Annotated in this window: 14 protein-coding genes and 1 pseudogene; 2 read left to right on the top strand and 13 right to left on the bottom strand. The window is 64.6% G+C overall.

Translation table 11 applies throughout. From position 1 onward, the window contains the following. Nucleotides 1-97: 97 nt before the first annotated feature. The 3 genes from MMG94_RS13165 to MMG94_RS13155 all read right to left on the bottom strand — a co-directional run bounded on the left by MMG94_RS13165 (nt 98) and on the right by MMG94_RS13155 (nt 1,784). On the bottom strand, nt 98-472 hold the full coding sequence (locus MMG94_RS13165) for a 6-pyruvoyl trahydropterin synthase family protein (protein WP_016920144.1): 375 nt from the start codon (nt 470-472) through the stop codon (nt 98-100). A gap of 223 nt (nt 473-695) precedes the next feature. Beyond that, entirely contained in the window at nt 696-1,328 is a 633-nt protein-coding gene (queE, locus tag MMG94_RS13160) for a 7-carboxy-7-deazaguanine synthase (protein ID WP_016920143.1), read from the bottom strand. Between the two features lie 81 nt (nt 1,329-1,409). Continuing rightward, nucleotides 1,410-1,784 (bottom strand): c-type cytochrome, encoded by a 375-nt coding sequence (locus tag MMG94_RS13155; protein WP_040579250.1) that lies wholly within the window; start codon nt 1,782-1,784, stop codon nt 1,410-1,412. 464 nt (nt 1,785-2,248) lie between these two features. Here MMG94_RS13155 and MMG94_RS13150 point away from each other — a divergent pair, with 464 nt between their 5' ends. After that, on the top strand, nt 2,249-3,136 hold the full coding sequence (locus MMG94_RS13150; RefSeq protein ID WP_016920141.1) for a tetratricopeptide repeat protein: 888 nt from the start codon (nt 2,249-2,251) through the stop codon (nt 3,134-3,136). Here MMG94_RS13150 and MMG94_RS13145 read toward each other — a convergent pair. Beyond that, nucleotides 3,133-4,017, bottom strand: coding sequence for an MBL fold metallo-hydrolase (locus MMG94_RS13145; protein WP_016920140.1), 885 nt, complete (start codon nt 4,015-4,017; stop codon nt 3,133-3,135). The two genes, MMG94_RS13150 and MMG94_RS13145, sit on opposite strands and share 4 nt — an antisense overlap. Before the next feature lie 84 nt (nt 4,018-4,101). Here MMG94_RS13145 and MMG94_RS13140 point away from each other — a divergent pair, with 84 nt between their 5' ends. Next, nucleotides 4,102-4,890: a sulfite exporter TauE/SafE family protein gene (locus tag MMG94_RS13140; RefSeq protein WP_016920139.1), complete on the top strand. Its 789-nt coding sequence runs from the start codon at nt 4,102-4,104 to the stop codon at nt 4,888-4,890. Here the strand turns inward: MMG94_RS13140 and xth are convergent, their stop codons facing one another. From xth to MMG94_RS13100, 9 genes and pseudogenes are all read right to left on the bottom strand, one after another. Then, on the bottom strand, nt 4,891-5,673 hold the full coding sequence (xth, locus tag MMG94_RS13135) for an exodeoxyribonuclease III (RefSeq protein ID WP_016920138.1): 783 nt from the start codon (nt 5,671-5,673) through the stop codon (nt 4,891-4,893). A gap of 34 nt (nt 5,674-5,707) precedes the next feature. Continuing rightward, nucleotides 5,708-6,220 (bottom strand): cytochrome c, encoded by a 513-nt coding sequence (locus MMG94_RS13130; RefSeq protein ID WP_016920137.1) that lies wholly within the window; start codon nt 6,218-6,220, stop codon nt 5,708-5,710. Nucleotides 6,221-6,288: 68 nt separating this feature from the next. Beyond that, nucleotides 6,289-7,875 carry an urease accessory protein UreH domain-containing protein gene (locus tag MMG94_RS13125; RefSeq protein WP_016920136.1) on the bottom strand — a complete coding sequence of 529 codons (1,587 nt, stop codon included), beginning with the start codon at nt 7,873-7,875 and terminating at the stop codon, nt 6,289-6,291. A 45-nt stretch (nt 7,876-7,920) separates the two neighbouring features. Further along, nucleotides 7,921-8,127, bottom strand: a complete 207-nt coding sequence (locus tag MMG94_RS13120; protein WP_020372446.1) for a YgaP-like transmembrane domain — start codon at nt 8,125-8,127, stop codon at nt 7,921-7,923. A gap of 155 nt (nt 8,128-8,282) precedes the next feature. Continuing rightward, nucleotides 8,283-8,375, bottom strand: a pseudogene (gene cydX, locus MMG94_RS13115) (cytochrome bd-I oxidase subunit CydX); the annotation flags it as partial. A gap of 18 nt (nt 8,376-8,393) precedes the next feature. Further along, entirely contained in the window at nt 8,394-9,530 is a 1,137-nt protein-coding gene (cydB, locus tag MMG94_RS13110) for a cytochrome d ubiquinol oxidase subunit II (protein WP_016920133.1), read from the bottom strand. A 12-nt stretch (nt 9,531-9,542) separates the two neighbouring features. Beyond that, nucleotides 9,543-11,111 (bottom strand): cytochrome ubiquinol oxidase subunit I, encoded by a 1,569-nt coding sequence (locus MMG94_RS13105; RefSeq protein ID WP_016920132.1) that lies wholly within the window; start codon nt 11,109-11,111, stop codon nt 9,543-9,545. 54 nt (nt 11,112-11,165) lie between these two features. After that, nucleotides 11,166-11,327, bottom strand: a complete 162-nt coding sequence (gene cydP / locus MMG94_RS22025; protein WP_016920131.1) for a cytochrome oxidase putative small subunit CydP — start codon at nt 11,325-11,327, stop codon at nt 11,166-11,168. Nucleotides 11,328-11,387: 60 nt separating this feature from the next. After that, the gene (locus MMG94_RS13100) at nt 11,388-12,671 is read right to left on the bottom strand and encodes an NAD(P)/FAD-dependent oxidoreductase (RefSeq protein ID WP_016920130.1); all 1,284 of its coding nucleotides are present in this window, start codon (nt 12,669-12,671) and stop codon (nt 11,388-11,390) included. Nucleotides 12,672-12,695 lie beyond the last annotated feature (24 nt).

Genomic DNA, 12,695 nt, shown 5'->3' with positions numbered 1-12,695 from the left:
AGTGACCGCGGCCCATTTGCGCAATAGCGACGATGCCGCACGAATTTTCGAATGAGGCGATAGGCGGGCGCGGGGTTTACGCCGCGTGGCGCGAGCGTCAGTCGCCGCGATAGACGCAGCCCTCGAAGCAGCTGTCACGAAAGATTCCCACCTCGCACAAGCCGGGCGAAGAGGGCGCGAGATCGCGCCAGATATAAAGACAGAGATTTTCGAGCGTCGGCTTGCCGAGTCCGTCGAGGTCGTTGAGGAAGGAATGGTCGAGTTTCTCGCGCAGCTCGGCGAGCCGGCGGCCGAGCTTGCCGAGGTCGATCACCCATTGCTCCTCGGGCTGGCGCTCGCCGCGCAAGGTGACGCGCACGCGGAAGGAGTGCCCGTGCAGATTGCGGTATTTGCCGCCATCCTTGGCCTCGGGATCGTAAAGGGCGTGCGCCGCCTCGAAATAGAACTCGCGGTAAACCTCGAACGTCGCCACTTCCTTTAATCCTTTCCCGCCGCCTGCGACATATCGCGGACGGCGGACCCTCAAGCAAATCGCTAGGTTTGGACCCCCACCCCGACCCTCCCCCTTTCAGGGGGAGGGAGCAAAGCGCCAGTTCCCTCCCCCTGAAAGGGGGAGGGTTAGGGAGGGGGTCTGCACGTTGGTCGAAGCAACACACTAAGCCAACGCCATGGATTTCGCTCGACCGGGACCCGGTCTACCTCACCCCGATCATCTTGTGCGTCTGAACCGACAGCCGCCAGCGCGGATGGGCGAGGCAGTAGTCGATCGCGGCCTTCGTATTGCGCAGAATTTCCGGCCCGTCCATGGGCTGGAGCAGGAAATGGGAGAAGTCGAATCCCTCATATAGGACCGGGTCGGCCCCCTCCTGCGGGAAAACGAGCTTCAATTCGTCGCCTTGCGTCTGAACGAGCGGCGCGCCAGCTTTGGGCGAGACGCAAATCCAGTCGAGACCCGGCGTCGCCGGCAGCGTCCCATTAGTCTCGACCGCAATCTCGAAACCCTGCGCATGAAGGGCGTCGACCAGCGCCGCGTCGATCTGAAGCATCGGCTCGCCGCCGGTGAGCACGGCGAAGCGATTCTCGCGATCCGGCCCCCATAGCGTTGCGAGATGGGCCGCCAGCGCCTCGGCGCTCGCGAATTTGCCGCCGCCTTCGCCGTCCGCGCCGACGAAATCCGTGTCGCAGAACCGGCATTGCGCGGCTGCGCGGTCAGCCTCGCGCCCACTCCAGAGATTGCAGCCCGCAAAACGGCAGAAGACGGCGGCGCGGCCCATATGCCGCCCCTCGCCCTGCAGCGTCTTGAAGGCTTCCTTGACCGCGTAGACCATGGCGCGCTTTAGCGCGAGGCGGGGCGAGGGTCCAGCGCCGGCGGTGCGGAAAAGCCGGCCCGCCCGTCGCGACGCTCCGGCTCACCCCCTCTTCGGCTGCACGTCATCCTTCCCGTCGGGCTCCTGCGGCTGCGGGCGCGGGTCGAGGCTGCGGATATAAGTCGTGATGTCGTCGATCTCCTTGCGCGAGAGATGCATGTCCGGCATGGGCGGATGCGGATCGACGAGGAAATTCGCGATCTGTTTCTTGTCCGTGCGGCGCTGGGCGATGTCGTAAAAGGAGGGCGCGTCCGCGACGGCGCTCGTCTGGTCGCTCGAGACGACGTGACAGCTCGCGCACCAGCGCTTGGCGATGACCGCGCCCTTTTTCGCGTCTCCGGCTTGGGCTGGCGCGGCGACCATGGCGGCGATCGCGGCGAGGCCGAGGAGGATGGGAGCGCGTGAAGATGAAGCCATGCGTCTTTCCTTTATGCGCGGCGCGCCGGGCGATTCGCGCCCGGCGAACGCAAGATGTAAGCACAACGCGCTTTCGATGATAGTCCGTCCCGGCCGATCGGCGCGGCGCGCCGCTTGCGGCGAATTGCGGCGCCGCCTCAGGTCCTTTTCGCGGTCGCAAAGAAGCTTGGGCCGGGCGGATTGCTGCATTTTTGCAACAGTCGTTGTGCCCTTGTTGCAACAGTCCGGGAGATTAGTCCCGGCAAGCTGGAACGGCGCTCAGAAGCCCCTTTTCAGCCATAAAAGCTGAGATAAGTTCCAACCTGTCACTTGCCCATCGAGGACGCGGGAAGACACCCGAGGCGGCGCTCGCCCCGCGGGAACGCTCTCCTATTTTCCGCATTTCTTCGATGCCGGCAAGAGCGGTTCAGTGTCGCGTGGCGCCGGTTTAGGCCGGGGCGGGGTCTTGGGAATTCGGATCGATTATGTTCGGATCTTCGCAAAAGGACGTTTTCTACGCCGCGTCGCACAAGATCAGGCGCGCGGCGCTCCCCGCCGGCCTGTTCGCGGCGAGCTTCGCCATGCTGGTGACGGCTTTCGTCGATCCCGCTCCCGCTCTCGACGCGCCGGCGGCGCGCGCGCCCGAGACGACGCCTCTTCCCATGTTCAAGAATCCGCGCGCGGCGCTGCGGGCGGGTCTCGAGAGCTATCACGCGGGCGACGCGGCGACCTCGGTCGCCGCGCTGCGCTACGCCGCCGAGGGGGGCGAGCCGCTGGCGCAATGGAAGCTCGGCCGCATGTACGCCGATGGCGACGGCGTCGCGCGCGACGAGGCCAAGGCCTATGACTACTTCTCCAAGATCGTCGACCATTTCGCCGAAGAGGAGCCCGATCCGCGCGAGCGCTCCATGGCGGCGAACGCCTTCGTCGCGGTCGGCATCTATCTGCGCGACGGGCTGACGACGGCCCGGATCGAGCCCGATCTCGACCGCGCCTTCGAGCTCTTCCGTTACGCGGCGACCTATTTCCGCAACGCCGACGCGCAATATCACCTTGGCCGCATGTATCTCGACGGCCAGGGCGTGAAGAGGGATTTGCGCCAGAGCGTCAATTGGCTGGAGCTCGCCGCGCGCAAGGGCCATCCGCAGGCGCAGGCCGTTCTCGGCCGGCTGATGTTCAATGGCGAAGCCGGCGGCGCCGGGCAAAAGGCGCGCGGCCTCATGTATCTCACGCTCGCGCGCGACGCCGCCGCCGGCGGCGCGAATGAGCAGTGGATCATCGATAGCCACGCCAAGGCGCTGGCCAGCGCGAGCGAGGCGGATCGCAAGGCCGCCGTCGCCCTGCTGGAAGATTATCTGCGCGAGCGCAATTAGCTCGAGGGCGCCGCCGCGCCTTTGAACGTCACCGGGATCAGCAGCCGGCGCACGCCGTCGGGCCCCGGCGCCGGAAAGCGCCCGGCGCGAATATTCACCTGGATCGACGGCAGCAGCAGACGCGGGGCGGCGAGCGCCTCGTCGCGCGCGCGGCGCGACGCGACGAATTCCTCTTCCCCGATCCCGTCTCGGATCTGGACGTTCTTCTCCCGCTCTTCGGCGACCGTCGTTTCCCAGAGATAGACGTCGCGGCCGGGCGCCTTGTAATCATGACACATGAAGAGGCGCGTCTGCGGCGGCAAAGCAAGGAGCCGCCGGATGGAGGCGTAGAGCGCGCGCGCGTCTCCGCCCGGGAAATCGGCGCGGGCGGTCCCGTAATCCGGCATGAAGATCGTATCCCCGACAAAGACGTTGTCGCCGATCTTGTAGGAGACGCAGGCCGGCGTATGGCCCGGCGTGAAAATCACGTCGACGGTGAGCGCGCCAAGCGGGAAGCTGTCGCCATCCGCGAAGAGCTCGTCGAAATCCTTGCCTTCAGGCGCGATGTCGTCGGCGAGGAAAGCAGGGCGGAATATTTCCTGCACCTTCGTGATCTGTGCGCCGACGCCGATTTTGGCCCCGGTCGCTTCCTTCACGACCGGCGCGGCGGAGAGATGATCGGCATGGGCGTGGGTCTCGAGAACCCATTCCACCTCCAGCCCTTCTTTAGCCGCGGCGGCGAGCACGGCGTCGATCGAACGAGAGTCGGCGACGCCGCCGCCGGGCTCGTAATCCAGGACCGGATCAATGATGGCGGCCTTTTTCGTGGCGGGATCGGAGACCAGATAGGTGACGGTGAAGGTGGCTTCGTCGAAGAAGCCGCGAATGTTCGGCTGCGGCATGTTTTTTCCTCGCCCTGCGCTTGCTTGTCGCCGACATATATGCGATCTAACTAAATAAGCAATATCTAATGTAGTGCAGGCGCCATGCTCACCCCGCTGATGACGCAGCTCGCCGCCGGGACGCTTTCGGGCGTCATGGTCGGGTTCTCGCTGGGGCTGATCGGCGGCGGCGGTTCCGTGCTCGCGGTGCCGCTCCTCGTCTATTTCGTCGGCGTGCCGGAACCGCATGTGGCGATCGGCACGAGTTCGATCGCCGTCGCCGCCAACGCCTTGTTCAGTCTCGCCAACCATGCGCGCGCGGGCACGATCAAATGGCGCTGCGCCTCGGTTTTCGCGCTGTTCGGCGTGCTGGGCGCCTATGGCGGCTCGACCCTGGGCAAGGCGATCAACGGCGAGAAGCTGCTCGCCCTGTTCGGCCTTCTGATGCTCGTCATCGGCGCCTTGATGTTCAAGAGCCGCAGCGGCGACGGCTATCCTCAGGTGCGTCTCAATCGCGAGAATTTCCCGCGCCTCGCCGCGACGGGCCTCGCGACCGGCGCGCTGTCGGGCTTTTTTGGAATCGGCGGCGGATTTCTTATCGTCCCGGGGCTTATGCTCGCGGCCGAATTGCCCATCGTCAACGCCATCGGCTCCTCGCTCGTCTCCGTCTCCGCCTTCGGCGTGACGACGGCCGCGAATTACGCCTTCTCCGGTCTCGTCGATTGGAAGCTTGCCGCGACGATCCTCGGCGGCGGCGTGATCGGGGGATTGATCGGCGCCGCGACGGGGCGGCGGCTTTCCGCCGAGCGTGGCGCGCTCGCGACGGTCTTCGCCGGAATGGTCGCGGCGACCGGGCTTTATGTGATCTGGCGGGCGGTCGGCGCTTTCATCTGATCACGCCAACTCCGCAAAGATCGGCACATGGTCGGAAGGCTTATCGCCCGCCCGCATCTCCTTGACGATCTCGACGCGGGCGAGCCGGTCGGCCGCCTGCGGCGAAAGCAGGAGATGGTCGATGCGAATGCCCTTGTTCTTCTGCCAGGCGCCCGCCTGATAATCCCAGAAAGTATAGAGCCCGGCGTCGTCGGTCGCGGCGCGCAGCGCATCCGCGTAACCGAGATTGAGAAGGCGTCGATAAGCGGCGCGGCTCTCGGGAAGAAACAGCGCGTCGGCGACCCAGGCCGAAGGGTCGTGCGCGTCGCGCGGCTCGGGAATGATGTTGTAATCGCCCGCGAGCACGGTCGCTTCCTCGAGCTTCAGGAGCGCGAAGGCGTGCGCCGTCAGCGCCTTCATGAAACGCAGCTTATAGGCGTATTTCGGCGTGTCGGGCGGATTGCCGTTGGGGCAATAGATCGACGCGACGCGGAAAACGCCGGCGTCGCCGTTTGACACCACGGCTTCGATATAGCGTGACTGCCCTTCGTGATCGAAGCCGGGAAGGCCGACCGTCGATTCCTCGATCGGAGATTTGGAGAGGATGGCGACGCCGTTGAACGTCTTCTGTCCGTGCAGAACGACGTTGTAGCCCGCATCCTCCACCTCCATGCGCGGAAAGGCGGTCTCCTCGCATTTCAATTCCTGCAGGCAGAGAATGTCCGGATTCGACTCCTTCAGAAACGACAGCAGCGGCGCGAGCCGCTGCCGGACGGAGTTCACGTTCCAAGTGGCGATGCGCAACACAACCCCCGCAAGGGGCGCCCCGCCCCGAGATTCAGTCGAGCCGATAGGCCGCGTGACAGGCGTTGCAGGCTTGCACGGTTTTGCCGAGCTCGGCAAGCGCCGGGCGCGGATCGCCGCCCTGCTTCATATTGCGCGCTTCCTCGGCGAATTTTGTGGCCTGCGCATGCATGGTCATGCCGAGCGCGCGCATCTCCTCGGGCATATGGCTGGCCATCATTTTCGGCATGTCTCCGAGTTCTCCCGATGTCGCCATGGGCTTGCAGGCGGCGGAGCCCGGCGACCCCATGCCGAGCTGCGTCTCCGCGATCTTGGCGGCTCCCTCTCCGTCGCCCTTGGAGAGCGTGGCGAGGATTTCGGCGATCGCCTGCTGGTGGCCGCGCATATTGGTCAACATCATGGCCTTCATCGGGCCGGGCGCGTCCACCTCGATGCGCATATCCTTCGCCATCTTGCTCATCATCTGCATGTGGTCGTGATGGTCGTCGGCGAGCGCCGCGGCGCCGAAAAGCGAAAAGGCGCCGATGGAAATTAAAACCTTCCGCATCTTCTGGACTCCTCGTTCAACGCGCCGAGCCTAGCGCAGGCGCGAAAGCTTTTCGCCAAGACGAATCGTCACGGCTTGGGCAGGATGAGAAGCTGTCCGGGCTTCAGCTTTTTCTTGCGCAGGTTTTTCTTGCGCAAGCCGGGATTCGCCGCGGCGATGTCGCCTGCGCGCCGCGCGTCGCCGTAGAATTTCTTCGCCACGCTTTTCAGCGTGTCGCCGCCTTGGACGGCGTAGCTCGACGGGCGCGCAGGTCCAGCCGCGACGGGCGGCGCCGCTTCTTCTTTCGCCGGAGCCGGCGAGGCCTCTTCCTTCGGCGCCGCGCCGGGCTCGACGACGTCGAATTCGCCGCGGATCATGCCCATCCAGCAGCTCCACGGAACGACGCCCGCCTGCCGCGGCGTAAATGAAACGGTCTGCAAGCCGGGCTTCAGATCGAATTCCAGATGCAGCGCGGGAACGATGATGCGCTTGTTGCATTCGGTCACTTCGGCGGCGTTGATCGTCCATTGGACAGGCACGTCTTTGACAAGCGTGAAGCGCGTCGGCGCGTAGCCTTTCGCATTCGCCTCCATCTCGATCTTCTGCACGGACGGCGCGGGAATTCGCGCCGCGACGGGCGCATCCTCCTGATGCAGGCGCGCCGCGATCGAGACGAGATCATAGCCCCATCCCGTGAGGATGAGACCGCGATTGATCATCACCGCGCCGAGCGCCACGACGATGACGCCCGACGCCTTCAGCAGGCGATGCGTCAGCGCGTTGGAAAGCGTGGAGGCGATCACGCCGAAGGCGAGCATGACCGGGAGCGTGCCCAGCCCGAAGGCGAAGAGCATTTTCGCGCCTTCGACGGGACTGCCCGTCCCCGCCGCCATCACATACATCGCCTGCAAGGGGCCGCAGGCGATCATCAACCCGTTGAGCAGGCCGATGACGAAGGGGCGATGGCGTCCGTCCGCCTCCTTGTAGACCCAGCGTTCGAGCGGAGCGGGAAGGCCGAGGCGGAAGCGGCGCAGCGGGGCGAAGAGCCCCAGCATGTTGAGCCCGAAAACGATCAGAAACAGCCCGGCCGCGATTCCCGCCGCGCCGCGCAGCAGCGGCGTGAAGGCGATGAAGGCGCCGAGCGCGCCGAAGAGGGCGCCGATGCTCGTGTAGGAAAGCGTCTTGCCGGCGCCGAAGGCGACATGGGAGAGAAGCGAGGCGCGCCCGGCGCTGGCGTCAGCCGCTGAATAGCTCACGACGAAGGCGCCGCACATGCCGATGCAATGGAAGCCCGTCACGAGGCCGAGCGCGAAGATGAGCCAGAGGCTCATATGTTGCGAAATGTCGGGCGCGCCGCCGGCGCTGATCCAATGCGAATCGATAAAAGCAAGCGCGGCGAGACCCGCGAGGGCGCCCGCGATCAGCGCCAGCCTTTGCGCGAAGGGGCGGGCCTTTCGCTCGCCCAATTCGACCTTGTAGCCGTTCGCTTCGACATTTTCGCAAATGGCGTCGAAGGAGAGGAGGGCGGCGTCATACTCTACGGCGACGGTCTCGGTCGGATAGTGCGCACGAACGCTGCGCACCCCCGCGAGCCTTTTGAGGCCCGTTTCGATGACATGCTCGCAACCCTGGCAATGCATGCCGTGGGCGTGGAAATTGACCGTCTCGTCGCTCATGACCTCCGCCCGCCGCCGCGGCGTCGATCCTCGCCTATTGAATTCCTACTTGCCGCAGGTGTTCACGCCAAGGAGCTTGTAGGCCGGGCAGAAATTGATGAAGGCGGTCACAAGCGGCACGACGCCGATGAAGCCCCATGGCGTCTTGGGTCCCACGAAGGCGAGGCTGAGCAGAAGCACTCCCGCCGCGATCCGGATCATCTTATCGGTTTTGCCGACATTCGCTTCCATTTCCTGTTCTCCGTGAAGCATAGCGCGCGCCCGATGCTATCCGATGGCGGACGGGACTCCGCGACTAAGTCTCACGGCTCCCGCGGCGGATCGTCGCGCGCGGGCTCGGGCGCGCCGAACAATGCGCTGAGCGCGCTCTTCTTGAGCGCCGCCCGCCTCGTCCGTTCGGCGCCGTTCTCGTCTTCCTGGTCGAGCTCCAGCCACATGGCGTTGAGGATGCCGAAGGCGCAGGCGAGCCCGAGGCCGAGGATCCAGGAAAAATACCACATGCGTTTTTCTCCACGCGGTCAGTAATAGTGATCGTCGCCCCGCTCGATCGCCGCCTCGGTCACGGGGCCGCGCAGCACCCAATAGACCCATGAGGTGTAGGCGAGGATGATGGGCAGGAAGAAGATGACGGCGACGAGCATGAGGCCGAGCGTCGACTGGCTGGATGACGCGTCCCAGACCGTCAGGCTCTGGCCCGGATGCGAAGAAGACGGCATCAGGAAGGGAAAGAGGCTGAAGCCCGCCGTGGCGACGACGCCGGCGATGGAGACGCTGGACGCCAGGATTGCGAGGCGCGAGCCCGTCGCCAGAAGGATCGAGGCGCCGATCGCGCCGAGGAGGCCGGCGAGCGGCGCGAGCGCCGCGAATGGCTGCCGGGCGTAATTGAGCAGCCATTCCCCGGCGCCGATCATCACTTCCTTGCCGAAAGGCGTCGACGGTCCGTTATAGGCGATCTCCGTTTCGATGCGGTAGCCCTCGATCCCCGTCGCGATCCAGAGGCCCGCCGCGATGAATTCGATGACGAGGAGAAGCGCCGCCACGGCGCCCGCCCGCCGCGCCCGCTCGGAAATTTCGCCCTCGCTCTTTCCGGCGAGCCACGAAGCGCCCTGCATCACGAGCATGGTGACGCTGACGAGGCCGCAGAGCAGCGCGAAGGGCCGCAGAAGGCCGAGGAGCCCGCCTTCATAAATGAGCCGCAGCCACTGATCGTAATGATAGGGCACGCCGAGGAAGAGATTGCCGAAGGCGACGCCGAAGAGGAGCGACGGCAGCGCGCCCGAGACGAAGAAGAGCCAATCCCATGTCGCGCGCCAGCGCGGCTCCTCGCGCTTGCTGCGAAAGGTGATCGACACCGGCCGCAAAATGAGGCCGAGCAGCACCAGCAGCATGGCGAGATAGAAGCCGGAGAAGGAGGCGGCGTAGAGCGGCGGCCAGGCGGCGAAGACGGCGCCGCCGCCGAGAATGAACCAGACCTGATTGCCTTCCCAGACCGGGCCGATCGCGTTGATCAGCACGCGTCGCTCGACATCCTTCTTCGCCACGAAGGGATGCAGCATGGCGACGCCGAGATCGAAGCCGTCGAAGACCGCGAAACCGACGAGCAGCAGGCCGAGGATCGCCCACCAGATGAGGCGCAGGGTCATATAATCGAACATGCGCGTCTCTCCTTACTCGGCGGCGACGGGGAGCGCGCCCGCCCGAGGCTGCGGCGTCGGCCCGCTTTCGGGGACATGCGGCCCCTTCCGGATATATTTGACGAGCAGCGCCACATCGACGACCGCGAGCGCGGTGTAAAAGAGCACAAAGGCCGCGAGGCTCGCCGCGACATTGGAGGCGGGCACGTCCGAAACGCCGAGGAAGGTCGGCATGACGCCGTCGATGATCCAGGGCTGGCGGCCATATTCCGCGACGATCCAGCCGAGCTCCGCCGCGATCCAGGGCAGCGGCAGGCTGAACATCGTCATTTTCAGGAACCAGGGCGCGCCGCAGCGGCGCCGGCTGGAAAGGTAGAAGGCGACCCCGAAAAGCGCGATGAAATAGAAACCGAGCGCCACCATGATGCGGAAGGACCAGAAAAGCACCGGCACGTCCGGAACGACCGAATGCGCGGCCTCGACGATCTCCTCGCGCGTCGCGTTCTCGATGTCCGGCCGGATGCGCTTCAGGAGGAGCGCGTAGCCGAGGTCGCGCATGGAGCCCTCGAGCGCGGCCGGCACGACGACATTGGGGCGTCCGCCCTGTTCGGAAATCCATTTATAGCCGGGCAGACCGTTGCGAATGCGTTCCTCGGCGTGGAGAACCAGCGGCTTGATGCCCTCGACTTCCTTGTCGAGCGAGCGCGTCGCGATGATGCCGAGAACATAGGGAATCTCGATCGCGTATTTCGTCGTCTCGCTCTTGAGGTCCGGCAGGCCGAAGAGCGTGAAGGAGGCCGGCGCGGGCTCCGTCTCCCACATCGCTTCGATGGCGGCGATCTTCATCTTCTGGCTTTCGCCCGTCGTGTAGCCGCTCTCGTCGCCGAGCACGACGACCGACAGGGCCGAAGCAAGACCGAAACTGGCCGCGACGGTGAGCGACCGGCGCGCGATTTCGACATGTCGCTTGCGCAGGATGTAATAGGCGGCGATCGACATGACGAACATGGAGCCCGTCACATAGCCGGCGCTGACGGTATGAACGAATTTCGATTGGGCGACGGGATTGAACAGCACTTCCTTGAAGGACGTGACCTCCATCCGCATGGTCTGCGGATTGAAGACGGCGCCGACCGGATTGGACATCCAGGCGTTGGCGACCAAAATCCACAGCGCGGAGAAATTGGAGCCGAGCGCCACGAGCCAGGTGACGACGAGATGCTGAACCTTTGTGAGCCGCTTCCAGCCGAAGAAGAAGAGGCCGACAAAGGTCGCCTCCAGAAAGAAGGCCATCAGTCCTTCAATGGCGAGCGGCGTCCCGAAGACGTCGCCGACATAATGGGAGTAATAGGCCCAATTCGTGCCGAACTGGAATTCCATCGTGACGCCGGTCGCGACGCCCATCACGAAATTGATGCCGAAAAGCGCGCCCCAGAATTTCACCGCCTCGCGCCAGACCTCGCGGCCCGTCATCACATAGACGCTCTCCATGATCGCCAGCAGCAAGGCGAGGCCGAGGGTCAGCGGCACGAAGAGGAAATGGTAAAGGGCGGTGAGGGCGAATTGCAGGCGGGACAGCGAGACGACGTCGAGTTCGAACATTGCGGCTTTCCTGCTTTGGAGCCGTCTTGGCGAACGCGCTCCAGAAATCTCGATCTATCGGGACGGCGGGCTCCGGGTGAGAGCCGCCGCCATGTCTGCCGGGGTGACGTGCAAGCGATGTGACGGGCCGAAGAATGAAAAGTACAACAAGAAAATCGCCACGACCTTGAGGACGAAAGCCAAAGTCAATTCTCGGCGAAGCGTTTTGCGCGCCATTTTGATGATTCTCGATCCGGGCGACCCGGCGCGGCCGGGCGCCGCGCCGAATTTGCCCCGTCAAAGGACGCGGCGCAAGCGCTCGATTCCGATGAGTTTCATGATGTAACGCTCATAGACGGGCTCGCTTTGGCCCAGACGGACCTTGCGCAGGAAATATTTCTCATAGGCGACCTTCGCCCAATGGACCCAGCGCCCCTGGCTCGACCAGTTGACGTTGCGCGGCGGGATTTGCGGCTGGGCGACGAAGGCGACGCCCTTGTCGCCGAAATCCGCCAGACAAACGGCGTTCCAGGTCCCTTCCTCCTTGGGCTCCTTGCCCGCGATGACGGCGGCGATGTTGTGCGCCGTCGCGGTCACCATGGATTCGATCATGTAGCCGGTCTTCGGCATGCCGGTCGCAACGGGCGTCGGCTCCGCCGGCGGAATGGCGACGCAGACGCCGACGCCGAAAATGTTCTTGAAGGTCGGATTGCGCTGGTTCTTGTCGATGATGACGAAGCCGCGCGGATTGACGAGCCCCTCGACGCCCATCAGCGCGTCGATTCCGGTGAAGGCGGGCATCATCATGGCGTATTTGAAGGGAAGCTCATGCGACTTTTTCAATGAACCGTCTTCATTGAGTTCGTCGCATTTGATGAGGCCCGCTTCGATCGACGTCGTCTTGGCGTTGACGAGCCATTTGATGTCGCGGTCGCGAAAGGCGGATTCGAGCATGCCCTTGGTGTCGCCGACGCCGCCAAGGCCGAGATGGCCGATATAGGGCTCGGACGTTACGAAGGTCATCGGCACTTTGTGGCGAATGCCGCGACGACGCAGGTCGGTCGAGACGATCATGGCGAATTCATAGGCCGGGCCGAAGCAGGAGACGGCCGGGGCCGCGCCGATGACGATCGGGCCCGGATCCTTGCAGAAATCTTCCCAGGCTTTCGACGCGATTTCGGCGTGCTGCAGCGTGCAGATCGACTGCGTATGGCCGCCATGTGGGCCGAGGCCGGGAATTTCCTGGAAGGCGAGACGCGGCCCCGTCGCGATGACGAGATAGTCGTAGGACACGCTCTCGCCATTGCTGAGTTCGACGCGATTCTCCTGCGGATGAACGCGTTTCGCGCCCAGATCCGTGAAGCCGATCCCCTTCTTCTTGAAGACCGGCGCGAGCGGCACCTTCAGCTCTTCGGGCTTGCGCCAGTTGACGGCGAGCCAGGGATTGGACGGGGTGAACTGAAAATTCGGGATGTCCGAAATCACCGTCACCTGATGATGCTTCTTGCTCAGCTCGTCGCGAATTTCGATCGCCGCCGCGACGCCGCCAATGCCGGCGCCGAGAATCACAATATGAGCCATGTTGGTTCCTCCCGGAGTCGCGGC

It is taken from the genome of Methylocystis parvus OBBP (assembly GCF_027571405.1).
Taxonomy (GTDB): domain Bacteria; phylum Pseudomonadota; class Alphaproteobacteria; order Rhizobiales; family Beijerinckiaceae; genus Methylocystis; species Methylocystis parva.
Note: the sequence above shows the minus strand (reverse complement) of the source record. Positions and strands in the feature narration are given on the sequence as shown.

Bases quoted from the DNA above. Each gene is read 5' to 3' on its own strand.
- queE (WP_016920143.1), bottom strand. From the start codon at position 1,328: ATGGTCTACGCGGTCAAGGAAGCCTTCAAGACGCTGCAGGGCGAGGGG.
- MMG94_RS13155 (WP_040579250.1), bottom strand. From the start codon at position 1,784: ATGGCTTCATCTTCACGCGCTCCCATCCTCCTCGGCCTCGCCGCGATC.
- MMG94_RS13150 (WP_016920141.1), top strand. From the start codon at position 2,249: ATGTTCGGATCTTCGCAAAAGGACGTTTTCTACGCCGCGTCGCACAAG.
- MMG94_RS13145 (WP_016920140.1), bottom strand. From the start codon at position 4,017: ATGCCGCAGCCGAACATTCGCGGCTTCTTCGACGAAGCCACCTTCACC.
- MMG94_RS13140 (WP_016920139.1), top strand. From the start codon at position 4,102: ATGCTCACCCCGCTGATGACGCAGCTCGCCGCCGGGACGCTTTCGGGC.
- MMG94_RS13130 (WP_016920137.1), bottom strand. From the start codon at position 6,220: ATGCGGAAGGTTTTAATTTCCATCGGCGCCTTTTCGCTTTTCGGCGCC.
- MMG94_RS13125 (WP_016920136.1), bottom strand. From the start codon at position 7,875: ATGAGCGACGAGACGGTCAATTTCCACGCCCACGGCATGCATTGCCAG.
- MMG94_RS13120 (WP_020372446.1), bottom strand. From the start codon at position 8,127: ATGCTTCACGGAGAACAGGAAATGGAAGCGAATGTCGGCAAAACCGAT.
- cydB (WP_016920133.1), bottom strand. From the start codon at position 9,530: ATGTTCGATTATATGACCCTGCGCCTCATCTGGTGGGCGATCCTCGGC.
- MMG94_RS13105 (WP_016920132.1), bottom strand. From the start codon at position 11,111: ATGTTCGAACTCGACGTCGTCTCGCTGTCCCGCCTGCAATTCGCCCTC.
- cydP (WP_016920131.1), bottom strand. From the start codon at position 11,327: ATGGCGCGCAAAACGCTTCGCCGAGAATTGACTTTGGCTTTCGTCCTC.
- MMG94_RS13100 (WP_016920130.1), bottom strand. From the start codon at position 12,671: ATGGCTCATATTGTGATTCTCGGCGCCGGCATTGGCGGCGTCGCGGCG.